The following is a 25,424-nucleotide window of genomic DNA, read 5'->3' as shown; positions in this document are numbered from 1 at the left end:
GGCCGTCAGCGGCGAGCGTTGAACCCGAGGCTGCGCAGCGTGGACCGAGCCTCGCCCACCACGTAGGTCGAACCGGTGACGAGGAGGGCCTCGTCGTCGGCCAGCAGGTCGACGGCCTTGCGGACCGCGGCGTCGACGTCGTCGGTCGTGCGCACCTCGGCGACGTGGTCGCCGAGGCCCCGGGCGACGGCGGCGGCGACGTCTGCGGCCGGCACGGCGCGGGGCGAGTCGGCCCGGGTGCAGATGACCCGGCGGGGGTGCAGCGCCAGCAGCGGGGCGAGGGTGTCGTCGAGGTCCCGACCGCCGAGCATGCCGACGATCAGGGTGAGGCCGCCCTCGGGGTGGAACTCGCTGGCGTAGGTGTCGGCCACCGCCTCGGTGCCGTCGGGGTTGTGGGCCATGTCGAGCACGATGAGCGGCGCGCGGTCGACGACCTCGAAGCGGCCGGGGATCTCCACGCTGCGCAGCGCCTCCTGGACCACGTCACGGTCGAGCGGGCGGCCGAAGAAGGCCTCCACCGCGGCGACGGCGATCGATGCGTTGTCGACCTGGTGGGCACCGTGGAGCGGGAGGTAGAGCTCCTCGAGCCGAGAACCGGGCGTGTAGAGGTCGGCGTGGCGGCCGCCCAGGGCGACCAGCGAGGAGCGGACGCCGAAGTGCTCGTCGCGGACCCAGTGCACCGAGCCACCCTCGGCCCGGAAGACCTCGATCAGCTCGGGGTCGGTCTCGCCGATGACGACCGCGCTGCGGTCCTCGATGATGCCGGCCTTCTCCTCGGCGATCGCCCGCCGCCAGTCGCCTCGGAAGTCGGTGTGGTCCCGGCCCACGTTGGTGATCACGGCGACGTCGGCCGAGGCGACGTTGGTGGAGTCGAACCGCCCGAGCATCCCCACCTCGAGCACCATGACCTCCACCGCCTCGCGGGCGAACCAGGCGAAGGCGGCGGCCGTGAGCAGGTCGAAGTAGCTCGGCCGGTCGGGGAACATCGGCTCGAGGGCGGCGATCTCGCCCATGATGTCTCCGAAGTCCTCCTCCGAGATCGACTCGGCGTTGCGCCGGATCCGCTCGGTGATCGACTCGAGGTGCGGGCTCGCATAGGTGCCGACGGTGAGCCCGTGGGCGCCGAGCAGCGCGGTGATGATCCGCGACGTCGAGCCCTTGCCGTTGGTGCCGGTGACGTGGATGACCGGCGCGCTGGCCTGGGGATCACCGAGGACCTCGACGATGCCGCGCATCCGGTCGAGGGACAGCCCGTGCACCGCGCCGGCCTTGGGGCCGTCGAGGGTGGCTTCGAGGTTGATGTGCTCGTCCAGGTGGACGAGCGCGTCACCGAAGTTCAAGAGGCGGCGCGCTTGGGCCGGTCGGCCTTGGTGTCGCGGGGGACGATGGTGGGGTTGACCCGGTCGAGCACCACGTCGGCGTCGATCATCACCTTGCCCACGTCGGTGCGGCCCGGGATGTCGTACATGATGTCGAGCAGCACCTCCTCCAGGATCGCCCGCAGGCCACGAGCTCCGGTGCCCCGCAGCAGCGCCAGGTCGGCGACGGCGTCGAGGGCCTCCTGGGTGAACTCGAGCTCGACGTCTTCGTAGGCGAAGATCTTCTGGTACTGCTTCAGCAGGGCGTTCTTGGGCTCGGTGAGGATCTCGATGAGGGCCTCGCGGTCGAGGTGGCCGACGGCTCCGATGACCGGGAGACGGCCGATGAACTCCGGGATCAGGCCGAACTTGACCAGGTCCTCGGGGCGGACCTCGCCGAGCAGGTCGCTGATGTCGCGGTCGTTGCCCTGGCGGATCTGGGCGGCGAAGCCGACGCCGGTGCGACCGAGGCGGGACTCGATCAGCCGCTCGATCCCGGCGAAGGCACCACCGCAGATGAACAGGATGTTCGAGGTGTCGATCTGGATGAACTCCTGGTGCGGGTGCTTGCGCCCGCCCTGGGGCGGCACCGACGCCTGGGTGCCCTCGAGGATCTTGAGCAGGGCCTGCTGCACGCCCTCGCCGGACACGTCCCGCGTGATCGAGGGGTTCTCCGACTTGCGGGCCACCTTGTCGATCTCGTCGATGTAGATGATGCCGGTCTCGGCCTTCTTGACGTCGTAGTCGGCGGCCTGGATCAGCTTCAGCAGGATGTTCTCGACGTCTTCGCCGACGTAGCCGGCCTCGGTGAGGGCGGTGGCGTCGGCGATGGCGAAGGGGACCTTCAGCAGGCGGGCCAGCGTCTGGGCCAGGAAGGTCTTGCCCGAGCCGGTGGGGCCGAGCAGGAGGATGTTGGACTTGGCGACCTCGACGTCGTCGTGGACGGTGTGGTGCCCGAACTGGATCCGCTTGTAGTGGTTGTAGACCGCGACCGACAGGATCTTCTTCGCGTCGGTCTGGCCGACGATGTACTCCTCGAGGAACTCGAAGATCTCACGGGGCCGGGGCAGCTCGTCGAAGCTGAGGTCCGAGGACTCGGCCAGCTCCTCCTCGATGATCTCGTTGCAGAGGTCGATGCACTCGTCGCAGATGTAGACGCCGGGACCGGCGATCAGCTTCTTGACCTGCTTCTGGGACTTGCCGCAGAAGCTGCACTTGAGGAGCTCTCCCCCGTCTCCGAACTTGGCCACGTCGCGGACCCCCCTGGTCTCAGTTGGCCCGGATCGGACCCGTCGTGTCGGCGAGCGAGCGCCGACTGATCACCTCGTCGATGATGCCGTACTCGAGCGCCTCGGGCGCGGTCATCACGAAATCCCGGTCGGTGTCGGCCTCGATGCGCTCCACCGTCTGGCCCGTGTGCTCGGCGAGGATCTCGTTGAGCAGGTCGCGCATGCGCATGATCTCGCGGGCCTGGATCTCGATGTCGGTGGCCTGGCCACCGCCCTGACCCCACGGCTGGTGGAGCAGGATCCGGGAGTGCGGCAGCGCGAGGCGCTTGCCCTTGGTGCCCGCGGCCAGCAGCACGGCGGCAGCCGAGGCGGCCTGGCCGTAGCAGATCGTGCTGATCTCGTTCTTGATGAACGACAGCGTGTCGTAGATCGCGAACAGAGCCGTGATGTCGCCACCGGGGCTGTTGATGTAGATGCTGATGTCCTTGTCGGAGTTCTCCGACTCGAGGTGCAGCAGCTGGGCGCAGACGAGGTTGGCGATGTTGTCGTCGATCGGCGTGCCCAGGAAGATGATGTTCTCCTTGAGCAGGCGGGAGTAGAGGTCGTAGGCCCGCTCCCCCCGGTTGGTGGACTCCACCACCGTCGGCACCAGGTAGTTGCGAACCACGCTGCTGTGCTGGGCCACCTGCTCGGGGTTCATCCGTCGTCCTGTTCGTCTTCCTCGTCGGTCTCGTACAGGCTGCGGTCGACCGGGTCACCGTTCTCGTCGACGATCTCGACGTGGTCGAGCAGCCACTCCAGCGCCTTGCGCTTGGTGATGTCGGATCGTACCGCAGGGATCTGGTCGTTCCGCTCCAGCTGCTGGCGGACCTTGGCCGGCTTCTCCCCGACCCGCTCGGCGACGGATTCGATCTCGGCGTCGAGCTCGTCGTCGCTGCAGTCGATCTTCTCGGCGGCCGCCACGGCACGCAGGCCGAGGTCGACGCGCGAGGCGGTCTCGGCCGCTTCGCGCAGCTCGTCCACCAGCTGCTCCTGGGAGCGGCCCGTCATCGCCAGGTACTGCTCGAGCTCGAGGCCCTGGGCCTGCAGGCGCATGGCCAGGTCCTGGAGGCGGTTGTTCAGCTCCATGCTGACGAGTGCCTCGGGGAGCTCGAGGTCGACCAGCTTGGCGAGCGCCTGGCCCACCTTCTCCTGCAGCTCGCCGGCGCCCTGGGCCTTGCGGACCTCGACCATGCGGGTGCGCAGGTCGTTCTCCAGCTCCTCGACGGTGTCGAAGTCGGAGTTCTCCGAGGCCCACTCGTCGGTCAGCTCGGGCAGGACCTTGGCCTTGACCTCCTTGACCGTGATGGTGAAGTGGAGCTGGCGCTCCTCGTCCTCGTCGGGGTGGGTGGCGTCGAAGTCCAGCTCGTCGCCGGCCTCGGCCCCCGTGAGCTGCTCGTCGACCTCGGGGGTGATGATCCCCGAGCCGAGCTCGTAGCTGTAGTCGTCGGTGGTGAGGCCGTCCTGCTCCTCGCCGTCGAGGGTGCCCACGATGTCGATGACGACGGTGTCGCCCTCGCCGGCGGCCCGGTCGACGACCTCGACGGTGGCGTCGAGGTTGCGCATCCGGTCGATCTGGTTCTGGATCTCCTCGTCGGAGGGCTCCGGCGACGGCATGGTGACCTTGAGGCCGTCGTAGCCGGGGACGGTGACGACGGGTCGGACCTCGACGATGGCCTCGAACTCGACCGGGCCCTCTTCCTGCCCGCCGGTGATCTCCAGCTCGGGGGCGGCGATGACGTCCACGTCATGCTCGGTGACGGCGTCGGCGTAGTACTTCGGCAGGGCCTCGCGCAGGGCCTCTTCACGGGCGACGCCGGCGCCGAGGCGGGCCTCGAGCAGCTTGCGAGGCGCCTTGCCGCGACGGAAGCCGGGGAGGTTCACCTCCAGGGCGATGCGCTTGAAGGCGGCGTCGATGTCCTTGTCGAACTCGGTCTCCTCGACGGAGACGGACACCTTCACCTTGTTGCCATCGAGTTCCTCGACGGTCGAGTTCATGCCGTGACCAGCTTCTGTCGGGTGGGGGACGTGCTCATAGGAGCGGCCGAGTGTACCGACGGGCCCCGGGCCGGGACGCATGGGTGGGCGGCCGCTAGAGTTCCCCGGCGGTCCACGGGGAGTGGCGCAGCCCGGTAGCGCACCTGCTTTGGGAGCAGGGGGTCGCAGGTTCGAATCCTGTCTCCCCGACCACCCGCGCGCTACGAGAAGAGCTCGACCATGGCGTCGGTGAACGCAGGCAGGTCACCGGGGTTGCGGCTGCTGACGAGGTTGCCGTCCCTGCAGACCTCCTGGTCCACCCACGTGCCACCGGCGTTGCGGATGTCGGTCTGCAGGCTCGGCCACGAGGTGATGGTGCGCCCCTCGAGCACGCCGGCCTCGACGAGCGTCCAGGGTCCGTGGCAGATCACGGCGACCGGCTTGCCGGCCTCGACGAAGTCCCGGAGGAACGACACCGCGGCCCCGTCGGTGCGCAGCTGGTCGGGGTTGGCGACGCCACCGGGGAGGACGACGCCGTCGATGTCGTCCATCCGCAGGTCAGCGGTGGTTCGGTCGACGTCGAAGGTGTCGGCGGCATCGAGGTGGTCGAACGCCTGGACGGTGCCGGGCTCCGGCGCCACGAGGATCGGCCGGCCACCGGCCTCCTCGACCTTCTTCCAGGGGTCGGTCAGCTCGACCTGCTCGATGCCCTCCTGGGCGACGAGGAACGCGATGGTCTTGCCGGTCAGTTCATCAGCCATGCCGAGCCCGTACCCGGCCCGTCCGGGCGCCATGTGCTCAGCCGGCGAGCGACCCGCCGAAGATCTGCCACGCCAGGACCGACTTCGCGCCGAGGCTGAGCACCAGGTACGCCTTCTCGCCGAACGCGTAGTCCGACCACGGACCGACCCCTCGGTACTGCAGCCACTGGTTCAGCCCGAAGCTCGAGAAGAACACGAGCTGGGCGACGAAGATGCCGTACACGAAGCCGGGCACGGTGTCGGCGCCGAAGATGTTGACCGCGATGGCGATCCAGGGCGCCACGCCGGCGACGCAGCCGAACCAGAACGCCAGCATGGACGTGGACGACCGCCCAGGAGGGTTCATGCGCTCCTGCAGCCACCCGAACAGGATCATGGCCACGTTGGCGCCGGCGATGCCGATGACCGCCGTGATCTCGGTGATGCCGCTGTAGCTGGCGATCAGGACGATCATCAGCGTGGCGCTGAAGGAGTACTCGACCCACCGGAACCGGTTGATCCCCCGCCGGAGATCGGCCTCGTAGGCGCGGCGCCCGACCGTGGCGGTGACGAGGTGGTCGAGGGCAGCGAGGGCGAGGAAGACGGCGACAGCCGCGCCGATCCGGATGTCGAGGAGCGCCTCGGGCGCGGGCGGGGCCGTCCCGGGCGGGCCGGTGGGGAACGAGGAGGTGATCGTGATGGCGAAGTCGCTGGCCAGGAGCAGCACGGCGATCGCCTGGCCCACGTGCAGGACCGTGAGGCCCAGGTTCCATCGCCGGAGGTCGGCCAGTCGCTCGTCGGTCATCCCGGTGTCCGTGGCGGCCATGACTCAGTGTGCGCGCAACCCGCTGCGGTGCGCGGTTCAGTCGGCGAGCTGGGCGAACACCGATGGGATCTGGCTCGGCCCGGACAGCGCCGCGAACCTGGCGCCGACGGCCCGGGCGAAGGCTTCGGCATCGCCGGAGTCCTCCGCCGGTGCGATCACGTGGAGCTCGTCCAGCGCCCCGGCGTCGCGCTCGGGCTCGGTGCCCTTGGTGGGCCGGCAGTCCGACAGCAGCACGACCCGCTTGCGCTGGGCGCCCGACGAGGCGAGCTGGTCGGCGGCGACGCGCAGCGCGAGGCCGAGGTCGGTCGGGCCGTGCCCACGGAGCCGGAACACGTCCTCGACGACGTCGTCGACCGAGCGGCGCTGGTTCTGGCCCTTGATGATCATGACCTTGTCCGAGAAGGCGAGCACCGAGAAGTCGTCCGGCGCGCGCTCGGCCACCGCGGCCGCGGCGATGGCGGAGGCGGCGAGCCGGTCGCCGCTCATCGAGCCGGAGCGGTCGACGACGAGGCAGATCGCCACCGCCGGGCGGGCCCAGGTGCGCACGGTCAGCTCGTCGGCGCGGGGGGCGGTGCCCGTGGCGGAGGCGAGCTGCAGGGCCTCGATGCTGGCGTCGAGGTCGAGGTCGCCTCCCGTGTCGTCCATGGGCAGCGAACGCATCTTGCCGATGCCCCGCCGCCGCGCCGCGTCGGCCCGGGCCATCCCGATGACGATCCGGCCGGCGAGCCGCCGCGCCAGGGCGCGGAGGCGCTCGTCGGTGGCGCCGGTCATGTCGGCGAGCATGGCGAGGGTCTCGTCGGGGCGTTCGGCGAGGGATTCCTCGATGGCGCTCTCGTCGAGGACGCCGAGCTCGGGCGACACCTCGTCGAAGTCGTCGTGCTGGGACAGCTCACGGCGGGAGGTCGTGCGACGGGAGGACTCGGTCAGCTCCTCCTGCGTCGCCTCCTCGTCGAGGGTGCGCTCCCGGTCGTCGTCCCTCCCGGAGCCATCCGGGAGGCTCAGCCTTTTCCCGGGTCCTCGCCGTCGCCGCCGCCCTCGCCGAGATCGACGGTGGTGGCGTACAGGTCCCAGAGCTCGGTGACGATCTCCTCGGGCGTGCGGTGGCACGACTCGTGCACCCGGATGCGCCCGGACAGCGCCATGCACGCGGCGTCGAGGGCGGTGTCCAGCTCGGACACCTCGGTGCCCCGCAGCCCGGCGAGCTCGTCGGCGATGAGGACCAGGTCGATGGCGCCGCGCACCGAGGACCCGATTCGCACGTCGGGGTGCTCGCGGGTGCCGCGCACGACGCTGACGACGCGGCGCACGAAGTCGTCGTCGCCGGCGGCGTCGGTGGCGCCGGCGGTCTTGGCCTCGTGCACCACGATGGCCAGCTCGTCGTCGAGGGACTGGTAGCCCATCGACACCCGGCAGACCCGGTCGTACACGGCCCCCGAGATGCGGGCGGTGCCCACGGCGTCGTAGGGGTTCATCGCCGCCACCATCCGGAAGCTCGGCGACGCGACGACCCGACCGAGGCGCGGCACGGTGAGCTCACCTTCGGACATGACGGTGATGAGGAGGTTGAGCGTCTCCTCGGGGACCCGGTTGATCTCCTCGACGTAGAGGAGGCCGCCGTCGCGCAGGGCCCGCAGGAGCGGGCCGTCGACGAAGACGTCCTCGGTGTAGCCGTCGGTGAGGACCCGCGCCGGGTCGAAGTGGCCCGCCAGGCGGGCCGGGGTCAGCTCGGCGTTGCCCTCGACGAAGACGAGGTCGAGGCCGGCGCGCTCGGCGATGGCGCGCAGCAACGTGGACTTGCCGGTGCCCGGAGGGCCCTCCAGCAGGACGTGGCGGGACGCGGCGAGGGCGGCGGTGACGAGCTCGAGCTCACGCCGCCGGCCGACGACCTCGACCGCCGCGCTCTCGATGAGCGAGCGGTCGAAGCCGTGGTCGGAGCGGGTCATTCAGGACTGGCTGTAGCGCACGAACCCACGGACGTTGTTGCCGTCGTTCATGTCGTCGTAGCCCTTGTTGATGTCGGCGAGGTCGTACTCGCGCGTGATGAGCTCGTCGAGCTTGAGCTTGCCCTCCTGGTACAGGCGCAGCAGGCGGGGGATGTCGTAGCGCGGGTTGGCCGAGCCGAAGATCGAGCCGACGAGCTGCTTCTGCTGCAGCGTCAGGTCGAACAGGTTCAGGGCCACGTCGTTGCGCTCCATCGGCGCCACCGAGGTGTGCACGACGCGACCGCCCTTGGCGGTGAGGCCCATGACCGGGGCGATGAGGTCGCCGTCGCCCACACCCACGGTGATGATCGCCTTCTCGGCGTTCTGACCCCAGGTGATCTGGCCGACCAGCTCGGTGGCCTCCTCGATGGAGGCGGCGGTGTGGGTGGCGCCGAAGACCATGGCCTGCTCGCGCTTGAACTCGACCGGATCGACGGCGACGATGTGGCGGGCGCCGTTCATGGCCGCACCCTGGATGGCGTTCATGCCGATGCCGCCCGCGCCGACGACCACGACGGTCTCACCGGGCTGGACGTCGGCCGCGTAGGTGGCCGAGCCCCAACCGGTGGTGACGCCGCAGCCCACGAGGGCAGCCTTGTCGAGGGGGATGTCCTTCTCGATCTTGATGCAGGACGCCTCGTTGACGACCGTGTACTCGCCGAAGGTGCCGAGCAGGCACATCAGGCCGAGGTCGGTGCCGTCGGCGGCGTGGTGGCGAGCGGTGAAGTCGGCGATCTGGCGGCCGGCGAGCAGGAACGCGCCGTAGTCGCACAGGTTCGACATGCCCTTCGAGCACGACGGGCACTTGCCGCAGGCGGGGATGAAGCCGAGGACCACGTGGTCGCCGACCTCCAGGCCGGTGACGTTGGGTCCGACCTCGACGACCTCGCCGGCACCCTCGTGGCCACCGATGATCGGGAACTGCTTCAGGCCGAGGGCATCGGCGGTCTCCTGCGGGACGACCATGTCGCCGGTGCGCAGGTGCTCGTCGGAGTGGCACAGGCCGGAGCCGACCAGCTTGATGAGCACCTCGCCGGTCTGGGGCGGGTCGAGATCGATCTCCTCGACGCTCCAGTCTTGGTTCTTCTCCCACAGGATGGCGGCGCGGGTCTTCATGGTTGGGTTCCCCCGGGTTCGTGGTGCGATTTCGGATGAGCGATCGCCAACCTAGGCCTGCGCCGCGCCGTTGTCATGCCAAACCTGACTGCTCGGTCAAGAAACCGGGAGCCGGGCCGCCAGGTCGTCGACCAGGGCCGCCAGCAACGCCTCCCCCTCCTCCGGCGAGGCCCCGGTCGCGTCGCCGAGGACGCCGTTCGGGGCCACGGCTGCGACGCCGCCGGACCGCAGCGACCCCAGCAGCTCCCCGAGCGGCCGGGTCTCGCCGACGGGCCGATCGGGACCGACGACGTCGCCGGCGATGGCCAGCAGCAGCGACGTCTCGGTGCGCCCGGCGTGGGCGTCGCCGCCGGGGATCGACGGCCACCAAGCCGTCACCGGCCGCCCCTCCCCGACCAGCACGTCGACGGCCTCGCCGAGCGCCTCGTGGTTGCCACCGTGGCCGTTGACGAAGACCAACGAGGCGAACGCCCCCGCTCCGGCGGCCGGGAAGGCGGAGCGCCCGAGCTCGATCAGCACCGTCCGCAGCGCGGCGGTGCCGATCGAGAGCGTGCCGGCGAAGCCCTGGTGCTCGCCGGAGGAGCCGTAGGCCACCGCCGGCGCGACGACGACCTCGGCTCGTCGTGCGGCGACCCGCTCCGCCACGGCGACGGCGACCCGCGTGTCGGTGTCGAGGGGCAGGTGGGGTCCGTGCTGCTCGCAGCTGCCCACCGGGACGAGCAGGACCAGCGGCGCCGCCGCAGCGACCTCCCCAGCGGTCCGCGAGGCGAGGTGCCGCTTCTCTGGGTGCGGGGTGGTCATGCCAACATGATCGCTCCGACCGGCACGAGGTGGACAGATGGCACACAAGTGGTTCGAGAGCGTCGAGATCGCCCGGCAGCGCGCCGAGAAGATCCTCCCCCGCTCGGTGTTCGGCGCCCTCAAGGCCGGATCCGAGGCAGGCCACACGCTGGTCGACAACACCAAGGCCTTCTCCGAGCTCGGCTTCGTGCCGACCGTCGCCGACAAGCCGGCCGAACGGGACCAGTCCACGCAGGTGATGGGCCAGAGCCTCTCGATGCCGGTCCTCATCTCCCCCACCGGCGTCCAGATGGTGCACCCCGACGCCGAGATCGGCATCGCACGCGCCTCGGCGAACCGGGGCACGGCCATCGGCCTGTCGAACTTCGGCTCCACGCCGGTCGAGACGGTCATGGCCGAGAACCCCCAGACCTTCTTCCAGATCTACTGGTGCGGCACGCGCGAGCAGATGACCGCCCGCATGGACCGGGCCAAGCGCGCCGGGGTCGCCGGCCTCATCGTCACCCTCGACTGGTCCTTCTCCCACGGCCGCGACTGGGGCAGCCCCGACATCCCCGAGGCCCTCGACCTCAAGACCTCGATCAAGCACTCCCCCGAGCTGCTCACGAGCCCCCGCTACGCCTGGCGCTACGGGATGTACACCCTCGAGAACCGGTCGCTGCCGGACCTGCACGTGCCGAACATGGTCCCCGAGGGCGAGTCACCCCCCGGGTTCTTCGAGGCCTACGGCCAGTGGATGGGCACCCCCCCGCCCAGCTGGGACGACCTGCGCTGGCTACGCGAGCAGTGGGACGGCCCCTTCATGCTCAAGGGCATCATGCGCGTCGACGACGCTCGCCGTGCGGTCGACGCCGGCTACACCGCGATCAGCGTCTCCAACCACGGCGGCAACAACCTCGACACCACCCCGGCCCCGATCCGGGCCCTGCCCCTCATCGCCGACGCGGTCGGCGACCAGATCGAGGTCCTGATGGACGGCGGCATCCGCCGGGGCAGCGACGTGGTCAAGGCCGTCGCCCTCGGCGCCAAGGCCGTGATGATCGGCCGAGCGTCGCTGTGGGCCCTCGCCGTCGGCGGCCAGCCCGGCGTGGAGAACGTGCTCGACGTGCTGCGCAACGGCGTCGACTCGGCCATGCTCGGCCTCGGCAAGCGCACGCTCGCCGACCTCGGCCCGCTCGACATCGTCGTGCCGGACGACTTCTCCCACTCGGTCCGCCAAGCGGAGCGCCAGTAGGGGATCTGGCAGCGACCACGGAACGCATGGCGTTCCGTCACCGCTGCCAGTTCGCTACGACTTGCGGGTGAGGGCGACGGGCACGGCGGCGCCCGGCCGGCTGTGGTCCTGCGAGGGACGTGGGGCCGAACCGGCCGCGATGCCGGCCAGGGCCTCGTCGGCGTGGCCGTGGATGCAGTCCGGGTCCGGGCCGTCGAGCGGCAGGCCGGTGAAGAACTTGGTGGCCATGCAGCCGCCCTGGCACGCGTCGTAGGACCCGCAGGAGGCGCAGGCGCCGGCGCTGGTGGGCTCGCGCAGCTCGGTGAACAGCGACGACTCCTGCCAGACGTGGGCGAAGCCGCCGCCGTCGCGGACGTTGCCGGCCAGGAACTCGTCGTGGATGACGAACGGGCAGGCGTAGACGTCGCCGATGGGGTCGATGAGGCACACGACCCGGCCGGCGCCGCACATGTTCAGGCCGGGCAGGTTCGGCCCCCCGGTCTCGGTGGTCAGCGCGTTCAGGTGGAAGAACGAGTCACCGGTGAGCACGTCGGGGTGGTCGAGGATCCAGTGGAAGACCTGGCGCTGCTGGGCGTTGGTGAGGCGCAGGTCGTGGTAGCTGTCCACGCCGCGGCCCGAGGGGCGCAGGCGTGTGATGCGCAGCTGGGCGCCGTGGTCGTCGGCGAGCGCCTTGAACTCGTCGAGCTGGTCGACGTTGTGGCGGGTGCAGACGATGGAGATCTTGAAGTCCTCGAAGCCCACGTCGCGCAGGTGGCCCATCGCCTCGATCGCCTTGGCGTGGGAGCCCTCGCCGCGGACGGCGTCGTTCACCTCGGGGGTCATGCCGTCGAGGCTGATCTGGACGTCGAGGTAGGGCAGCTCGACGAGGCGCTCGGCGGCGGCCCGGTCGAGGTAGGTGCCGTTGGTGGAGAACTTCACGCCGACGCCGTTGCTGACGGAGTGCTCGACGATCTCGAAGAAGTCCTTGCGCAGCATCGGCTCGCCGCCGCCGATGTTGACGTAGAAGACCTGCAGCGCGGCCAGCTGGTCGATGAGGTCCTTGGCCTCCGCCGTGCTGAGCTCCTGGGGATCCCGGCGACCGGAGCTCGACAGGCAGTGGACGCAGGCCAGGTTGCAGGCGTAGGTGAGCTCCCAGGTGAGGCAGATGGGCGCGTCGAGTCCGCCCTTGAGCTGCTCGACCAGCGGCGGGGTCTTCGGGATGGTGCTCATGCTGCGGGCTCCAGCAGGGGTTCGACCACACCGGACTCGCAGAGCGAGGCGAGGGCGGTCACGTAGGCGGATCGGCGGCCGGTGGTCGGGTCGACGAGGGCGTCGATGGCGTCAGCGGCGCTGGCGTGGGACTCGAGGGAGCGCACCAGATCGACGAGGTCGTTGGACTTCAGGAAGACCAGCCGACGGGTGTCGTAGTGGTAGGCGAGGGCGCCGAAGGGCTCGGGGCGCAGACCCACGCGGGGGCTGAGCCGGTAGCGGTCAGCGGGATCGAACGCCATCGCGTCGAGGGCGGGCGCCTAGTAGACGCCGCACATCCCGTCGATGGAGATCTCCTCGACCAGGACGTCGTCGGTGACGAGCTCCTCGGTGGCCTGCTCCTGGTCCTCGACCTCGGTGGAGACTTCGGTGGTGGGCTCGGTGACGGTCATCGGACACCTCTGGGGGAACGTGCGGGCAGGGCTAGCCTCGCCACTCCGTCGCTCGAGGAGGACCGTGGCCGAGGGGTTCCCCGAACATATCGCGCTCGCCCTGGACGCCGAGACCCGTCGCAGCGCCGATGGCCGATCCCTCCTCGGCGGTGCGCCGATGCGGCTCCTGCGCTTCAGCGAGGCCGGTGCCGACGCCGTGGACCGGGTCCTGGCCGGCGGCCCGGTGCCGACGACCGGTCCTGACGCCCAGGTGGCACGGCGCCTCCTGGATGCCGGCATGGTGCACCCCCGCCCCGGACGCACCCCCGAGGTCACGGTCTCGGTGGTCGTGCCGGTCCGCGACCACGCGGTCGAGCTGGGTGCGCTGCTCGACGAGCTGCAGGTTCCGGCGGGCACCGAGGTCGTGGTGGTCGACGACGGCACCGCCGACCCGACCGCCGTGCCCGGCGCGGTCGCCGGACGAGCGACCGTGCTGCGCCACGACCGCTCCCTCGGGCCCGGTGCGGCCCGCGACACCGGCTGGCGGGCGTCGTCCGGCGAGGTCGTGGCCTTCGTCGACGCCGACGTCGTCCCGGGCCCCGGCTGGCTCGATCCCCTCCTGGCCCACCTCGCCGACCCCGCAGTGGGCATCGTCGCGCCCCGGGTCCGCAGCCGGCCCGGACCCTCGCTGCTGGAGCGCTACGAGCGACACCGCTCCCCGCTCGACCTCGGCGACCGGGAAGCACGGGTCGTCCCGCGCGGCCGCGTCTCGTACGTGCCGACCGCGACGGTCGTCTGCCGGCGCGAGCTGCTCGAGCAGCTGGACGGATTCGAGCCCGGCATGCGGGTCGGCGAGGACGTCGACCTGGTGTGGCGGGCGGTCGAGTCGGGCTGGACCGTGCGCTACGAGCCCGCCGCCGAGGTCGAGCACCGCCCCCGCGCCGACTGGGGAGCCCTGGTCCGCCAGCGGGGGGCGTACGGATCGGCGGCCGCCCCCCTCGACCAGCGCCACCCGGGATCGGTCGCCCCGGTCGAGCTGAACGCCTGGAGCCTGGCCGCATGGGTCCTGGCGGCGCTGGGCGGACGCACGGGGGCCCTCGCCGGCACCGGGGTCGCGATCGGTTCGTCGCTGGCGCTCGCACCGAAGCTTCGTGGCCGGCTCGACCGCCCCGTCCGCACCTCCCTCCGCCTCGCCGGCGGCGGCACGCTGCAGGCCGGGGCCTGGCTCGGTCGCTCGGTCTGGCGGGCGTGGTTGCCGTTCGCCGTGGTCGGCTCGCTGCGCAGCCACCGGATGCGGCGGGCCACGCTGGCCGCCGCCGTCGTCCCTGCCCTGCTCGACCGCCGGGCCGCCGGTCCGGACCCGGGCATCGACCCGGTGCGGTGGACGCTCTTGCACGCCCTGGACCAGGCCGCGTACTGCGCCGGCGTGTGGCGCGGGGCATGCCGGTGCCGCTCGGCCCGGGCCCTGCTGCCCCGGTTGTCGGGGATCCCCGGGGTGACCCGGGACTCCGGAACCGGACCGGCGCGCGGCTAGCGTCGTCACCCGTCTGCGGGTGTAGCTCAATGGCAGAGCCCCAGCCTTCCAAGCTGGTCATGCGGGTTCGATTCCCGTCACCCGCTCCAATCCGCCCGCCGGTGGACCCACCCCTCCGCAGCACGCCGGCGCCGAGAACCTCGTCCCCGAAGGACCACCCCTGACGTGAAGCCCCTCCCCAAGCTCCTGCTGGCGGCCGCCCTGCTGCTGGGCTCCGTGGGCCTCGTCGTCGCCATCGTGCAACCGGGCGACCTGGGCGGCGACGATGGCGACACCGAGACGGCCCAGCCCGCCCTCACCGAGACCGAGACCGAGACGGCGAGCGACACCGAGACCGAGACCGGCTCCGAGACGACGACCGAGACCGAGACCGAGCCCGCGACCGGCGACGGGACGACGACCTCGACCACCGCTGCCGACGCCGACTCCTCCTCCACCTCGACGCCGACCACCGACGCGCCGTCGGACCCCGAGACGTCGAACGCCACGACGACCACGCAGCCGAGCGGATCCATCAGCGGCGGGAGCGGCAGCGACGAAGGTTCCAGCGGCGGGAGCGCCAGCGGCGGCAGCGGCCTCGCCGGCGACGGCGACCGCGACCGCGAGCTCCCCAGCGATCTGGAGGACGGCCTGGCGAACACCGGCGGCACCTCGGCGGTCGGGACGGCCGTGCTCGTCGGACTGGCCGGCCTCGCGCTGCGCCGCCGGACCACCTGACCCGACGCCAGCGGGTGTCTGCGTGCCCCCGGCAGGAGTCGAACCCGCAACCGTCCGGGTAGAAACCGGATGCTCTCTCCAGTTGAGCTACGGAGGCCGGGGCGGAAGGGTACCCGGCCATGGCGGCCGGCCTCGTTTCGTCGGCGACGTCGCTTCGGCCTAGGATCGCCGCTCCTTGGTGGCCGTAGCTCAGTTCGGTTAGAGCGCCAGGTTGTGGCCCTGGAGGTCGGGGGTTCAAGTCCCCTCGGTCACCCCACGCGGCGAGAGATTCGTCCGCTCACATACGCCCCCGGCTCCGGCCGGGAGCGGTCCACCTGCCCCTCTAGCTCAACTGGTTAGAGCGTCGGACTCTTAATCCGCAGGTTCTGGGTTCGAGTCCCAGGGGGGGTACGGAAGCGCCGGGCCAGGGCACGTCCCTGGCCCGTGTCGCGTCCGGGCACGCCTCGGTCAGCAGCTCGCATCGAGGACGAGCACCCCTTCGCGCACCAGCCGGCGAGCGAGCACCAGGCGGCTCGCCTCGTCGAGGTCCGGCAGGTCGCCCACCGCCACCACCCCGCCCTCGAGGAGGACGTCCAGCGCGGGCTGGGCGACCGCGGGCAGGTGCAGGACCCGATCCCCCACGTCGAGGCGCAGACGGCCATCGTCGTCGGTGGTCAACGTCGGCGGCGGACCGGTCCGCAGTCGGACGCAGGACCCGGGCCCGAGCTCGTCGAGCGCGACCACGGACGCGACGTGGCCCTCGTGGCGCAGGCGCGGCCGGCGGCGCCGGTGCTCGACGTCGGCCAGCGCGGCCGGATCCGCATCGGACAACGCCGTGGCGGCGCTCCCGATCGCGCCGGCCAGACCGGCGGCCAGCTCGGCGACGTCGGCAGCGTCGGCGGCGTACCCGATCGGGAGCGGCGCGTCGAGGTCGGTCGTGCCGGCGAGGTGGCGCTGGATGGCGGCGCGGTAGGTGATCCGGATGATGCCGATCGTGAGGTGCAACGAGGACCGCTCGGCGGTCTCCGCGGCGTGACGGGTGCCGGCGGGCACGTACAGGGCATCGCCGGGCTGGAGGGCGACATCGCCGAGGCCGTCGACCTTCCAGGCCTTCGTGCCGTGGAGCTGGACGGCGATGACGTCGTGGCCGTCGGCGTGCGGGGCGAGCCCGGCCGCGCCCGGCGGGGTCAGGTAGGCGTTGACCTGCACCGGGTGGGAGACCTCGGCCTCGAGCGCCGATGCGAAGCGCCCGACCGCAGGGACCGTGCGGTGCAAGGACTGCAGCACCACGGTCGCGCCGTCGTCCAGGGCACGGCCGATGGCGACGGGGTCCACCACGTCGGGCACCTGCCGTCCGCCGAGGCGGACGGTGGTGCACCAGGAGGCGGCATCGACCGGTGCTCCCGAGCGCATGACGCGGACCTCCGGTCGGCGGGCCGTGCTCGAGAGCAGCCGGTCGACCTCGGCGAGGGTCAAGACGTCAGCGAAGTCGTCGCCGGTGGCGTGCAGCTGCGGCGCTCGCCCCCAACGATGTCGGGCGAAGTGCTCTGCGTCGCCCACGCAGCGCGCCAGCACCGGCCGCCGCGCGAGGTGCGCAGGGCGACCGGTGGGCGTCCCGTCGTGCGGGGGGATGGGTCAGGCCTCGTCGCCGGTGTCCTTGGAGTCCTCACCGGGTGCGTCGAGGTTCTCGTCGTCCTCGGTGGGCTCGTCGCCGGTGTCCTTGGTGTGCTCACCGGGGGCATCGAGGTTGTCGTCGTCCTCGGTGGGTCCGGAGGCGGTGATCTGGTCGTCGGTCAGCTGGTTGGTCATGGGCCCTCTCTTCCCGATGTGCCCGCAGCCAGCACCACATCGGTGCAATGCTGCGCGGCCATGGCCACCCCGGAGATCGCGACGATCTACCTCGCCGCCCGCCAGCGCATCGACGATCTGGTGCGCCCGCTCGAACCGGCCGAGCTGGCCCGGCCCAGCTGGCGGCGATGGACTGGTCGGACGATCCCGGCGAGCTGCTGGACGAGCTGACCGTGTTCCCGCCGAGCGGGACCGACATCGACGAGTGACCCCGACGATGCCGGCTCGCCTCAGCTGACCTCGCCGACCAGGTAGGCCGGGTTGGCCGAGGAGACCACGCCGGGCGCCGCCTCCCGGGTGATGGCCAGGGCGTCCAGCGCCGGGTCGGCGCGGAAGGCCACGACCTCCGGTGAGGGGCCGAGCACGCCGAGGGACACGACCAGGTCACCCTGGATGCCCCAGAGCTGGTACGTCTCGGAGTCGTCCAGCGCAGGGAGCGTGTTGCCCATCAGGTAGCCGGCGCCGTCCCGGTCGATGGCAGCGGGCGCCTCCAGCTCACCGCCGTCCGGCGAGCGGAGCACCACGCGGGTGGCATCGGGGTCGTTCATGACGTCGCGGGCGACGTCAGTCAGTGCGATCTGGACATCCGGGTCCCGTTCGGCGTCACCGCCGCCGATGACCAACCCGGCGACGAGGGCGACCACGACCAGGGCGGCCGCGACCGCAGCCCCGGGCAACCAGCGCGGCACGTTGCGACGCTGGCGGCGCTCGGCGAGGTCGACGACGTCGTCCCGGGCGGGACCGGGGCGCGTCAGCTGGAGGTCCATCTCCGGGGGCGCCTCTTCGAGGCTCGCCGAGATCCGGGTCCACAGGCCCTCGGGGGCCGGCGCGCCGGAGTGCGCGAGCATCGCGGCCACCTCGCGGTGCTCGGCCACCTCGGCCGCGCAGCGGGGGCAGACCGCGAGGTGGGCCTCGACCGCGGTGGCCTCGTCGGGGTCCACGGCGTCGAGAGCGTACGCACCGAGCAGGTCGGCGATCTCGTCGTGTTCGTTCATGCTCCACCACCGATCCCGATGCCGGCGAGCTCGCCGCGCATCTTCTTCAACCCGGAGCGGATCCGGCTCTTCACCGTGCCTTCTGGCGTCCCGAGCAGGTCGGCGACCTCCCGGTACGTGTGGCCACCGAAGTACGCGAGCAGGATCGCCTCCCGCTCACCCTCGGGCAGCGATTGCAGCGTGTTCTTCACCCGGTCAGCAACCGCCATGTCCCAGACCTCGTGCTCGAGGTCGTAGCCGGCCTCGGCGGCCAGGGTGAGCTCCTTCTCCTCGCGACGGCGGCGGGACGACTCGGACCGGATGAGGTCGACCGAGCGGCCGTGGCACTGGGCGAGCAGGTACGAACGCAGCGAGCCCCGATCCGGATCGAAGCGATCGGGGTTGTTCCACAGCCGCAGGAAGACCTCCTGCACGATCTCCTCGGCCAGCGTCCGGTCGGCGAGCAGGCGGCGCGCCAGCGCGAACACGGCACCGGCGTGCCGTCGGTACACCTCGGCGAGGGCGTCCTCGTGGTAGCGGCCGATGGACACGACGAGGGCGGCGTCACCGGCTTCCTGGAGCTGCTCGATCGTCATCGTCCCCTTCTTCGGAGCACGACCGTCGCCTGGATGACCCGGCCCGGCCATCACGCCGCCTTCCGATCGAAGCGGGACACCAGCTCCACCCGGGGGGTGTGCGGGAACAGGTCGACCAGCACCGTCGACCGGCGCTCGAAGCCGGCGTCGGCCAGGAGCCCGGCATCCCGACCGAAGGCAGCGGCATCGCAGCTGACGAGCACCAGCCGGCGGGCACCGGTGGCCAGGATCGGCGCCAGCGCCGCCTTGCCGAGCCCGGCGCGGGGTGGGTCGGCCACGACGAGATCCGCCGGCGATGGGCGCCAGCGGTCGACCGAGCTGCGCACCACGGCGACGGCGCGGTCGGCGAGGTTGTGCTCGGCGTCGGCGACCGAGGACCGGGCCGATTCGACCAGCACGGTGGACATCCCCTCGCCCAGCGTGGACGCGAACAGCCCGACGCCGCCGTAGAGATCGGCGAGCCGGCCGTGGCCCCAGGCGTCGGCGCCGGCGTCTCGGACCGCGGCCACGAGGGCCTCGGCTCCGTCCGTGCGGGTCTGGAAGAAGGAGCGGGCCGAGATGCGGAACCGCCGTCCGGCGACCTCGTCGTTGAACCAGACGTGTCGCCCCTCCGCCAGCTCGTCCTCGCCGACCACCGTCACGTCCGACGGCAGGGCGAGGTCGTCGGGGACGCTCGGCGCCACCACGGCGAGGCGCTCCCCCGTCGCGCCGCCGATGCGCAAGGTGACCTCGTCGGCGGCGCCGAACCGCCCGTCCCGAACGATCTCGTCGAGGCCCGGATGGGCGACCATGCAGCTGGCCACGGGGACCGGCTCGTGCGAGCGGGCGCCACGGAACGCCGGGCCGTCGGCGGTCACGAGCACGCGCAGCGAGGTCCGGAACCCGCGATCGGGCAACGGCGGTGCCAGCGAGACCGAGCCCTCCTGCCGGCCGAGCCGACGCAGGCTCTCCTCGACCATCCGCTGCTTCCAGCGCCGCTGGGCCTCCACCGTCAGGTGCTGCCAGCCGCATCCGCCGCAGCCATCGGCCACGTGCGGGCACGGGGGGACGGTGCGGTCGTCGCTCGCCGTCCGGATGGTGACGGCGTCGGCCTTGAGCAGGCGGCGCTCCTCCTTGGTGACGACCGCGGTCAGGACGTCGCCGGGCACCCCGCCGTGCACGAACACGACCCGGCCGTCGTCGGCTCGGGCGATGCCGTCGCCGCCCACGGCCACGTCGTCGACGCGGAGCTCCAGGTCGTGCACTTCCGCAGGCTAGGGGACCGATCCGGATACCGAGCAGGCACAGGACGGTCTGCGAGGATGAGGCCATGAGTGACCGCCCCGGGACCGACCGCCCCATCCTCATCGCCCCCTCGGTCCTCCCGGCGGACTTCTCCCGCCTGGGGGATGCCGTCGAGGCCCTGGACGAGGCCGGCGTGGACCGCATCCAGTGGGACGTCATGGACGGGCGGTTCGTGCCGAACCTCACCTTCGGTCCCGACGTGATCGCGTCGTGCCGCGACCGCACCGAGCTGCTCTTCGAGGCCCACCTCATGGTCGAGGACCCCGATCCCCTGCTGCACACCTGGGTCGATGCCGGGTGCGGCCTGGTGATCGTGCACGCCGAGACCTGCCGCCACCTCCACCGCACGCTCGGGCGCATCAAGGACCTCGGCGCCGGCGCGGCGGTGGCGCTCAACCCGTCGACGCCCCCCGAGGTGGTCGAGCACGTCCTCGACCTCTGCGACATGGTCCTCGTGATGACCGTGAACCCCGGCTTCGGCGGCCAGCGCTACATCGACACGATGGAGCCCAAGGTGGCCACCATCCGCCGGTGGATCATCGACCGCGGCCACGACTGCGACATCGAGGTCGACGGCGGCATCTCCCCCGACACCGTGCGGGGGCCGGTGGGCGCCGGCGCCAACGTGGTCATCTCGGGTTCGTCGATGTTCAAGGACCCGGCCGGCCTGGGCCACGCCGTCGACGAGCTGCGGCGCCTCGCCGAGGCCGCCCGGGCTTGATGGCGCGACGACTCCCGGCGACGCTCCTCGTCGCCGCGCTCGCCGTGGTCGGCGGTGCGTGCAACGACGACGACGGCGGCGGGAACCTGGCCGCGTTCTGCGAGGCCGCGGCGGACACCCAGCGGTTCGAGGCGGTCTTCGACGACCTGGACCCGAACAACGTGGAGGCGGCCCGGGAGACGTTCCGCACCGCTCGCGACGCCCAGGAGGGCTTGCGCGATCTCGCGCCCGAGGCGGCCCGAGCGGACGTCGACGTGGTGATCGCCTTCGTCGACGACCTCATCGCCGGCCTCCAGCCGGGGCGCGACGTCGACGAGCACGGCCGGCCGAGCGTCTACCAGGCGCTGCGGCCCCGCTTCGACGAGGTCGAGGCCGCAGGCGACCGGCTCCGGGTCTACGTCGAGTCGAACTGCTGAGCGACCGGCGCCCCGCAGGGCGCCGGCTCCGGCTCAGTCGGTCTCGCCGCGGCGGGTGATGACCTTGTCGACGATGCCGTACTCGAGGGCCTGCTCGGCCGTGAACCAGCGATCGCGCTCGGAGTCGGCCTGGATCTGCTCGATGGTCTGGCCGGTGTGCTCGGCGATGCGCTCGGCCATCAGCTTCTTGATGAACGCGAGCTGCTCGGCCTGGATGGCGATGTCGGAGGCCTGGCCCTGGAAGCCGCCCGAGGGCTGGTGCATCATGATCCGGGCATGCGGCAGGGAGTAGCGCTTGCCCTTGGTGCCGGCGCCCAGGAGGAACTGGCCCATCGAGGCGGCGAGGCCCATGCAGATGGTGGCCACGTCCGGGCCGATGAAGTTCATCGTGTCGTAGATCGCCATGCCGGCGGTGACGGAGCCGCCCGGGCTGTTGATGTACAGCCAGATGTCCTTCTCGGGGTCCTGGCCCTCCAGGTACAGGAGCTGGGCGCAGATCTGGTTGGCGATCTGGTCGTTGACGTCGGTCCCGAGGAAGACGATGCGGTTCGACAGGAGCTGGTTGTAGATCTGGAAGCCCTGCGCGTCGAGCCCCGGCAGATCGGCGGCGAGTGGGGTCGGGAGCTGATCGGTCACGGGTCGGAATCTAGCGGCGGCGTCGCCGGGTACCGTCCTGCTCCACGCATCAGTGGTGGAACTGGCAGACACGCAGGGTTTAGGTCCCTGTGCGCGAGAGCGCGTGTGGGTTCGAGTCCCACCTGATGCACCGACCCGAGCTCAGGGTCCGCCGAGGATGCCCTTGGTGCCGTCACCCACGCTGCCGACACCGTCGCCGGCATCGACGGTCGGGTACCCGACCGACGGGGTCGCCGGAGCGTTCGTGCCCCGCAGCTCGAGCTCCTTGGACCCGAACCAGGCGAGGCAGCCCAGGACGGCCAGGAACAGGATCGTCTTCAGCACCGGCTCACCGTACGCCCGCTCGCTGCGCTCGTACAGGGCCCGTCGATGCCGGTGCGTGGCCGCGCAGCCGTTCCGGCCCGGCATGCTCTCGTGATGCCCGAGGGCCACACCATCCACCGCCTCGCCCGGGATCTGGGGGAGGACCTCCTCGACCGCCCGGTGGCGGCCACCACGCGCCAGGAGCGCTTCGCCGACGGGGCACGACGCCTCGACAGCCAGGTGCTGACGGGCACCGAGGCCCACGGCAAGCACCTGTTCCTGCACTGGGACGGAGGAGAGGTGCTGTACGTCCACCTCGGCCTCATCGGGAAGTTCCGACGCCACCAGCTCCCGGCACCCGAGCCATCCCCGAACCTGCGACTGCGCCTGTCGGGCGAGGCGACCGCCTGGGACCTCACCGGCCCGATGACCTGCGAGCTGCGCGACCCCGACGTCGTCGACGAGGTGACGGCCACCCTCGGCCCCGACCCGCTGCAGCGACGGGCTGACCCCCGACCGTTCATCGACGCCGTCCGGCGGAGCCGCAAGCCCATCGGCGCCCTGCTCCTCGACCAATCCGTGATCGCCGGCGTCGGCAACGTCTACCGCGCCGAGGTCCTGCACCTCGCCGGCATCGACCCGAGCCGCCCGGGGCAATCGCTGTCGGAGGACGAGGTCCGCACGTTGTGGCGCCTGTCCGTCGAGCAGCTCCGCCTCGGGCTGAAGCGCAACCGGATCGTCACCGTTCCCCTCGGCGGACGGCGGCTGACCAGCATCTCCCGAGAGGAGTCGTTCCACGTCTACAAGCAGGAGCGGTGCCGGACGTGCGGTGCCGATGTGGTCCGCATACCGATCGGGAACCGCACCTCCTACGCCTGCGCCACCTGCCAGTCGCCCTGACCGGGCGTAGCGTCGACGGCGTGCACGTCTCGGAGCTCCAGACGCCCGCCCTCGTCGTCGACCGGGCGGTGTTCGATCGGAACGTCACCCGCATGGCGGGGCTCCACCCGGGACGGAGGCTGCGCCCGCACGTCAAGGCCTTCAAGTCGACCGCCCTCGCCCGGCACCTGATCGATGCCGGGCACCCCGGCTTCTGCTGCGCCACGGTGGCGGAGGTGCTCGGGATGGCCGGCGCCGGCCTCGGCGACGACCTGCTCCTCGCGAACGAGACCCTCGACCCTCGACGCCTCCGGGCGATGGCGGAGCTCGACGTGCCCGTCACGGTGGCGGTCGACTCGGACGAGACGGTCGACGCTGCCGCCGCAGCCGGGATCCAACGGGTGCTCGTCGATGTCGAGGTCGGCCTCCCCCGCTGCGGGTGCGCCGTGGACGACGCCGGCCGATTGGCCGATCGCGCTCGCGCCGCTGGCATGCAGGTGCGCGGGGTCATGGGCTACGAGGGCCACGTCAACGCCCTGCTCGACCGGGAGGAGCGACGGGGTGCGGTCGAGATGGCCATGAGCCTCCTCCTCCGAGCCCATGACCTGGTCGGCGGCGACGTCGTCTCGGGCGGCGGGACGATGACGGCCGAGCTCAACGAGTGGGCCACCGAGGTGCAAGCCGGCACCTACGTGCTGATGGACACGTCGTTCGCGCCGCACGTGCCCTTCGAGATCGCCGTCGGCGTCGACGCCACGGTCATCTCGGTGAGCCCCAAGGGGTGGGCGGTGGCCGACGCCGGGCTGAAGGCGTTCGGCATGGACAGCGGTAAGCCCTCGCTCCCGGGCGCGGAGGTCTGGATCGTCTCCGACGAGCACGTCACCTTCGCCGGGCTCGACGTCTCCGTCGGCGACCGGGTCCGGCTCCTCCCCGCCCACCTCGATCCGACCGTCGCCAAGCACGATCGCATGTGGGTGCTCGACGGCGACGAGGTCGTCGACGAGTGGCCGGTGGACCTGCGCGGGTGGTGAGCGGCGCCTTCCTGGCGGCCGGGCGCGTCTGAGTGGCCGGTCTGGTGGTCGGTGCTCCGTCGTCGGGTCGAGGGTGGGGTTCAGACGGGTGGGGTGATGGGTCCGTCGTCGTCGGGTCGGTGGATGGTCCAGGTGCCGTCGGGATGGCGGACGGGGCGGAAGCCGTGTTCCTTGGTGCGGTTGTGGAACCCGCAGTACGCATCGGAGTTGTCGGTGTTGGTGGGCCCGCCCCGACACGCCGGGTCGCGGTGGTCGACCTGCAAGCTCCGTCCTCGCCCGTCACAACCAGGCCAGAGGCAGCCGAGCCCGCCCGGTCCTCGCAGCAGGGCTTGGAGGAACGCAGCGTCACGAGCCGAGCCGGTGAACAGCCGCTGCCTCCGCCCCAGATCGATCACCGTCCCGGCCGAGTCGACCACCACCCGGCGGACGTGGCCGACCAGTGCGGCCGCGACCGCCTCGGCCGGACGCAGGACGGTGCCGTCCATGGCGTGGCAGCGGCGACGGTCGAGCACCTCGTTCGGATCGACCCGGACTTCCGTGCCGGCGGAGCGGCGGAGCTCGTCTTCGAAGGTGTCCTGGTCGATGATGATGTTGACCAGCGGCTCCGGCGAGCAGCCCTCTGATGCGGCGGCGCGGCGGAAGATCTCGAAGATGGCGTCCGCCCGCCGCTGCGCGGGGGTGCGTTCCAGGTGCTCGACGCGGGCGTCGTCGCCATGCACCTCGCGGGCGACGGCCCAGTCGGCATGCAGCTCGGCGGTCTCGAAGCGTTCGAAGATCTCCGCCATCGCCGCCCCCTGCAACCCGCCATGGTTCGCCTCGAGACGGAACGACCCATCGATGGCCGATTCCTGCAGCGACGCGTTCCGTCGCTCGTGGCACCGCTCCGCACCCTGATCCGCCCCATCGGCGTCGGCCAGGGCCTCCCACTGGCGCAGCGCTGCGACGAAGTCGTCGTAGCCGAGCACGGTGGCGTGGTGAGCGAAGATCGGATCCGCATCCGGCACCCACTCGGCCACACGCGGGTTCGCGATGGTGCGGGCCATGGCCCGCATGTGCTCGGTCGGGATCTCCCCCCGGGCATACGCGGCCTCGACCAGGGGCAATCTCGGCAGGGCCCGGCTGGTCTGCACCCGCCCATGCGCCTCCGACCCCGACAGCCGCCCGATCGCCTTCAACGCCCCCTTGGCCGTCTTGTGCCCATCCAGGCTGAACGCCGCACTCGCATCGAGGTGCGCGACCGTGCGGTCGGTGCCGTGATCCAACCGGCGGCGCAGCTTCTCGACCCGGCCCACGAGCGCGAGCTCCTCCTTCGGCGACAACCCATCCAGGTCGACGGCCTGGACCATCCCCACCGCAACCTCGAGCGCCTTGAGGGCGACGTCGGGATCGACGCCGGGTTCCAACAGATCGGTCACGGCGACGCCTCCCCCGAGACATCACCGGCATGTGGTCGGTGGCAGCGCATCCGCGCTCCTTCCTCATCGCAGTGAACGGTCGACGCGAAGCCGACGAGTGGCACCTCCGACCCCAGCCGGAGCGCCCACCCACCATTCAACCCAGGGGGTCTGACAGGAACCCGCGGTCC

At 71.6% G+C, this 25,424-nt stretch carries 29 protein-coding genes and 6 tRNA genes; 13 read left to right on the top strand and 22 right to left on the bottom strand.

What is annotated here, in order from left to right:
- Nucleotides 1–5 precede the first annotated feature (5 nt).
- From RGQ06_RS14155 to tig, 4 genes are read right to left on the bottom strand one after another with little or no spacing between them, the layout of a single operon-like run.
- A complete protein-coding gene (locus tag RGQ06_RS14155) occupies nt 6–1,340 on the bottom strand; it encodes a bifunctional folylpolyglutamate synthase/dihydrofolate synthase (RefSeq protein ID WP_432430130.1) in 1,335 nt (444 codons plus the stop codon).
- A complete protein-coding gene (gene clpX, locus RGQ06_RS14150; protein ID WP_432430129.1) occupies nt 1,337–2,608 on the bottom strand; it encodes an ATP-dependent Clp protease ATP-binding subunit ClpX in 1,272 nt (423 codons plus the stop codon). The genes RGQ06_RS14155 and clpX overlap by 4 nt, the downstream gene beginning before the upstream one ends.
- Nucleotides 2,609–2,627: 19 nt before the next feature.
- A complete protein-coding gene (locus RGQ06_RS14145; protein ID WP_432430128.1) occupies nt 2,628–3,287 on the bottom strand; it encodes an ATP-dependent Clp protease proteolytic subunit in 660 nt (219 codons plus the stop codon).
- Nucleotides 3,284–4,624, bottom strand: a complete 1,341-nt coding sequence (gene tig / locus RGQ06_RS14140; protein ID WP_432430127.1) for a trigger factor — start codon at nt 4,622–4,624, stop codon at nt 3,284–3,286. The genes RGQ06_RS14145 and tig overlap by 4 nt, the downstream gene beginning before the upstream one ends.
- A gap of 115 nt (nt 4,625–4,739) precedes the next feature.
- Between tig and RGQ06_RS14135 the strand changes: the two genes are divergently transcribed.
- Nucleotides 4,740–4,816 (top strand) — tRNA-Pro (locus RGQ06_RS14135).
- Between the two features lie 8 nt (nt 4,817–4,824).
- On the opposite strand, the gene RGQ06_RS14130 is transcribed toward RGQ06_RS14135, so the two are convergent.
- The 6 genes from RGQ06_RS14130 to mftE all read right to left on the bottom strand — a co-directional run bounded on the left by RGQ06_RS14130 (nt 4,825) and on the right by mftE (nt 10,068).
- Nucleotides 4,825–5,364, bottom strand: a complete 540-nt coding sequence (locus RGQ06_RS14130; RefSeq protein ID WP_432430126.1) for a type 1 glutamine amidotransferase domain-containing protein — start codon at nt 5,362–5,364, stop codon at nt 4,825–4,827.
- Nucleotides 5,365–5,401: 37 nt separating this feature from the next.
- Nucleotides 5,402–6,169, bottom strand: a complete 768-nt coding sequence (heR, locus tag RGQ06_RS14125; RefSeq protein ID WP_432430125.1) for a heliorhodopsin HeR — start codon at nt 6,167–6,169, stop codon at nt 5,402–5,404.
- Between the two features lie 36 nt (nt 6,170–6,205).
- Entirely contained in the window at nt 6,206–7,030 is an 825-nt protein-coding gene (locus tag RGQ06_RS14120; RefSeq protein WP_432430124.1) for a vWA domain-containing protein, read from the bottom strand.
- A 137-nt stretch (nt 7,031–7,167) separates the two neighbouring features.
- Nucleotides 7,168–8,112, bottom strand: a complete 945-nt coding sequence (locus tag RGQ06_RS14115) for an AAA family ATPase (protein ID WP_432430123.1) — start codon at nt 8,110–8,112, stop codon at nt 7,168–7,170.
- Entirely contained in the window at nt 8,113–9,267 is a 1,155-nt protein-coding gene (locus RGQ06_RS14110; RefSeq protein ID WP_432430122.1) for an NDMA-dependent alcohol dehydrogenase, read from the bottom strand.
- A gap of 96 nt (nt 9,268–9,363) precedes the next feature.
- The gene (mftE, locus tag RGQ06_RS14105; RefSeq protein ID WP_432430121.1) at nt 9,364–10,068 is read right to left on the bottom strand and encodes a mycofactocin biosynthesis peptidyl-dipeptidase MftE; all 705 of its coding nucleotides are present in this window, start codon (nt 10,066–10,068) and stop codon (nt 9,364–9,366) included.
- A gap of 37 nt (nt 10,069–10,105) precedes the next feature.
- Between mftE and mftD the strand changes: the two genes are divergently transcribed.
- A complete protein-coding gene (mftD, locus tag RGQ06_RS14100) occupies nt 10,106–11,302 on the top strand; it encodes a pre-mycofactocin synthase MftD (protein WP_432430120.1) in 1,197 nt (398 codons plus the stop codon).
- Nucleotides 11,303–11,356: 54 nt separating this feature from the next.
- Here mftD and mftC read toward each other — a convergent pair whose 3' ends face one another.
- From mftC to mftA, 3 genes are read right to left on the bottom strand one after another with little or no spacing between them, the layout of a single operon-like run.
- The gene (mftC, locus tag RGQ06_RS14095) at nt 11,357–12,511 is read right to left on the bottom strand and encodes a mycofactocin radical SAM maturase (protein ID WP_432430119.1); all 1,155 of its coding nucleotides are present in this window, start codon (nt 12,509–12,511) and stop codon (nt 11,357–11,359) included.
- Complete coding sequence (mftB, locus tag RGQ06_RS14090; protein ID WP_432430118.1) at nt 12,508–12,792, bottom strand: mycofactocin biosynthesis chaperone MftB; 285 nt, start codon at nt 12,790–12,792, stop codon at nt 12,508–12,510. Before mftB ends, mftC begins: the two co-directional genes overlap by 4 nt.
- Before the next feature lie 18 nt (nt 12,793–12,810).
- The gene (gene mftA / locus RGQ06_RS14085) at nt 12,811–12,942 is read right to left on the bottom strand and encodes a mycofactocin precursor MftA (RefSeq protein WP_432430117.1); all 132 of its coding nucleotides are present in this window, start codon (nt 12,940–12,942) and stop codon (nt 12,811–12,813) included.
- A gap of 64 nt (nt 12,943–13,006) precedes the next feature.
- On the opposite strand from mftA, the gene mftF reads away from it, so the two are divergent.
- The 3 genes from mftF to RGQ06_RS14070 all read left to right on the top strand — a co-directional run bounded on the left by mftF (nt 13,007) and on the right by RGQ06_RS14070 (nt 15,172).
- The gene (mftF, locus tag RGQ06_RS14080) at nt 13,007–14,455 is read left to right on the top strand and encodes a mycofactocin biosynthesis glycosyltransferase MftF (RefSeq protein ID WP_432430116.1); all 1,449 of its coding nucleotides are present in this window, start codon (nt 13,007–13,009) and stop codon (nt 14,453–14,455) included.
- 15 nt (nt 14,456–14,470) lie between these two features.
- Nucleotides 14,471–14,544, top strand: a tRNA-Gly gene (locus tag RGQ06_RS14075).
- 76 nt (nt 14,545–14,620) lie between these two features.
- Nucleotides 14,621–15,172, top strand: coding sequence for a hypothetical protein (locus RGQ06_RS14070; RefSeq protein WP_432430115.1), 552 nt, complete (start codon nt 14,621–14,623; stop codon nt 15,170–15,172).
- A 23-nt stretch (nt 15,173–15,195) separates the two neighbouring features.
- On the opposite strand, the gene RGQ06_RS14065 is transcribed toward RGQ06_RS14070, so the two are convergent.
- Nucleotides 15,196–15,269 (bottom strand) — tRNA-Arg (locus RGQ06_RS14065).
- An 81-nt stretch (nt 15,270–15,350) separates the two neighbouring features.
- On the opposite strand from RGQ06_RS14065, the gene RGQ06_RS14060 reads away from it, so the two are divergent.
- Both RGQ06_RS14060 and RGQ06_RS14055 read left to right on the top strand, forming a co-directional pair.
- Nucleotides 15,351–15,428 (top strand) — tRNA-His (locus tag RGQ06_RS14060).
- Nucleotides 15,429–15,488: 60 nt separating this feature from the next.
- Nucleotides 15,489–15,562 (top strand) — tRNA-Lys (locus RGQ06_RS14055).
- Between the two features lie 57 nt (nt 15,563–15,619).
- Here the strand turns inward: RGQ06_RS14055 and RGQ06_RS14050 are convergent.
- Nucleotides 15,620–16,711, bottom strand: a complete 1,092-nt coding sequence (locus RGQ06_RS14050; protein WP_432430114.1) for a JmjC domain-containing protein — start codon at nt 16,709–16,711, stop codon at nt 15,620–15,622.
- A 75-nt stretch (nt 16,712–16,786) separates the two neighbouring features.
- Complete coding sequence (locus tag RGQ06_RS14045) at nt 16,787–16,960, bottom strand: hypothetical protein (RefSeq protein ID WP_432430113.1); 174 nt, start codon at nt 16,958–16,960, stop codon at nt 16,787–16,789.
- 60 nt (nt 16,961–17,020) lie between these two features.
- Between RGQ06_RS14045 and RGQ06_RS14040 the strand changes: the two genes are divergently transcribed.
- Nucleotides 17,021–17,170 (top strand): hypothetical protein, encoded by a 150-nt coding sequence (locus tag RGQ06_RS14040; RefSeq protein WP_432430112.1) that lies wholly within the window; start codon nt 17,021–17,023, stop codon nt 17,168–17,170.
- A gap of 59 nt (nt 17,171–17,229) precedes the next feature.
- On the opposite strand, the gene RGQ06_RS14035 is transcribed toward RGQ06_RS14040, so the two are convergent.
- Genes RGQ06_RS14035 through RGQ06_RS14025 form a run of 3 tightly spaced genes read right to left on the bottom strand, consistent with a single transcriptional unit; the run spans nt 17,230 to nt 19,813 of the window.
- A complete protein-coding gene (locus tag RGQ06_RS14035; protein ID WP_432430111.1) occupies nt 17,230–17,994 on the bottom strand; it encodes an anti-sigma factor domain-containing protein in 765 nt (254 codons plus the stop codon).
- On the bottom strand, nt 17,991–18,569 hold the full coding sequence (locus RGQ06_RS14030) for a sigma-70 family RNA polymerase sigma factor (protein ID WP_432430110.1): 579 nt from the start codon (nt 18,567–18,569) through the stop codon (nt 17,991–17,993). Before RGQ06_RS14030 ends, RGQ06_RS14035 begins: the two co-directional genes overlap by 4 nt.
- Before the next feature lie 50 nt (nt 18,570–18,619).
- Nucleotides 18,620–19,813, bottom strand: a complete 1,194-nt coding sequence (locus RGQ06_RS14025) for a class I SAM-dependent RNA methyltransferase (RefSeq protein ID WP_432430109.1) — start codon at nt 19,811–19,813, stop codon at nt 18,620–18,622.
- A 65-nt stretch (nt 19,814–19,878) separates the two neighbouring features.
- Here RGQ06_RS14025 and rpe point away from each other — a divergent pair, with 65 nt between their 5' ends.
- Both rpe and RGQ06_RS14015 read left to right on the top strand, forming a co-directional pair.
- The gene (rpe, locus tag RGQ06_RS14020) at nt 19,879–20,574 is read left to right on the top strand and encodes a ribulose-phosphate 3-epimerase (RefSeq protein WP_432430108.1); all 696 of its coding nucleotides are present in this window, start codon (nt 19,879–19,881) and stop codon (nt 20,572–20,574) included.
- Nucleotides 20,574–20,990: a hypothetical protein gene (locus RGQ06_RS14015; protein ID WP_432430107.1), complete on the top strand. Its 417-nt coding sequence runs from the start codon at nt 20,574–20,576 to the stop codon at nt 20,988–20,990. The genes rpe and RGQ06_RS14015 overlap by 1 nt, the downstream gene beginning before the upstream one ends.
- 33 nt (nt 20,991–21,023) lie before the next feature.
- On the opposite strand, the gene RGQ06_RS14010 is transcribed toward RGQ06_RS14015, so the two are convergent.
- Nucleotides 21,024–21,626: an ATP-dependent Clp protease proteolytic subunit gene (locus tag RGQ06_RS14010; protein ID WP_432430106.1), complete on the bottom strand. Its 603-nt coding sequence runs from the start codon at nt 21,624–21,626 to the stop codon at nt 21,024–21,026.
- Between the two features lie 46 nt (nt 21,627–21,672).
- Here RGQ06_RS14010 and RGQ06_RS14005 point away from each other — a divergent pair.
- Nucleotides 21,673–21,756 (top strand) — tRNA-Leu (locus RGQ06_RS14005).
- A gap of 11 nt (nt 21,757–21,767) precedes the next feature.
- Here RGQ06_RS14005 and RGQ06_RS14000 read toward each other — a convergent pair.
- Complete coding sequence (locus RGQ06_RS14000; protein WP_432430105.1) at nt 21,768–21,950, bottom strand: hypothetical protein; 183 nt, start codon at nt 21,948–21,950, stop codon at nt 21,768–21,770.
- Nucleotides 21,951–22,043: 93 nt separating this feature from the next.
- Between RGQ06_RS14000 and RGQ06_RS13995 the strand changes: the two genes are divergently transcribed.
- Both RGQ06_RS13995 and RGQ06_RS13990 read left to right on the top strand, forming a co-directional pair.
- Nucleotides 22,044–22,829, top strand: a complete 786-nt coding sequence (locus RGQ06_RS13995; RefSeq protein ID WP_432430104.1) for an Fpg/Nei family DNA glycosylase — start codon at nt 22,044–22,046, stop codon at nt 22,827–22,829.
- A gap of 20 nt (nt 22,830–22,849) precedes the next feature.
- Complete coding sequence (locus RGQ06_RS13990) at nt 22,850–23,839, top strand: alanine racemase (protein WP_432430103.1); 990 nt, start codon at nt 22,850–22,852, stop codon at nt 23,837–23,839.
- An 80-nt stretch (nt 23,840–23,919) separates the two neighbouring features.
- Here the strand turns inward: RGQ06_RS13990 and RGQ06_RS13985 are convergent, their stop codons facing one another.
- Nucleotides 23,920–25,254: a DUF222 domain-containing protein gene (locus RGQ06_RS13985; RefSeq protein WP_432430102.1), complete on the bottom strand. Its 1,335-nt coding sequence runs from the start codon at nt 25,252–25,254 to the stop codon at nt 23,920–23,922.
- Nucleotides 25,255–25,424 lie beyond the last annotated feature (170 nt).

This window comes from Salinilacustrithrix flava, from assembly GCF_041228405.1.
Taxonomy (GTDB): Bacteria; Actinomycetota; Acidimicrobiia; order Acidimicrobiales; family Salinilacustritrichaceae; genus Salinilacustrithrix; species Salinilacustrithrix flava.
The sequence above is the reverse complement of the archived record's forward strand: the minus strand, read 5'-3'. Positions and strand labels throughout refer to the sequence as shown.